The organism is Pseudomonas sp. IT-P2 (assembly GCF_949767575.1).
Taxonomy (GTDB): domain Bacteria; phylum Pseudomonadota; class Gammaproteobacteria; order Pseudomonadales; family Pseudomonadaceae; genus Aquipseudomonas; species Aquipseudomonas pharyngis.
This window is the reverse complement of the sequence record NZ_CATKQA010000037.1, coordinates 1-373: the sequence shown is the minus strand read 5'-3', so window position 1 is coordinate 373 and position 373 is coordinate 1. Positions and strand designations below refer to the sequence as shown.

The 373-nt window shown below is 51.7% G+C and carries 1 protein-coding gene; it reads left to right on the top strand.

All coding sequences use genetic code 11. The features are described from left to right. Positions 1–53: 53 nt before the first annotated feature. Positions 54–373 (top strand): helix-turn-helix domain-containing protein (locus ACM6JM_RS19280; RefSeq protein ID WP_414882354.1); only part of this gene is annotated, 320 nt, incomplete at its 3' end.

The window sequence follows — 373 nt, the reverse complement described above, 5'->3', positions numbered from 1 at the left end:
TGTCTCGTCCTGAATAAGGTTTACACCTTCTGGCTTCTTATCAGGAGGGTGCAATGGATTCGGGCGCAAAACGCAGTCAACGCGATTACACGCTGACTTTTAAATTGTCGGTTGTCGACCAAGTCGAAAAAGGCGAGTTGAGTTATAAAGAGGCTCAACGGCGCTACGGAATTCAGGGTCGGTCGACGGTGTTGGTTTGGTTACGCAAGCATGGTCGGCAAGACTGGAGCCAAGGCGCCTCCATTCGTTCCCAAAGGAACCGACCGATGGACGAGCCCACTTTGCCCTTAACTCCCGAGCAGAGAATCAAAGAGCTTGAGGAGCAGTTGGCGCTGGCGAATCAGAAAGCCAAGTTTTTTGAAGACGTGGTGGA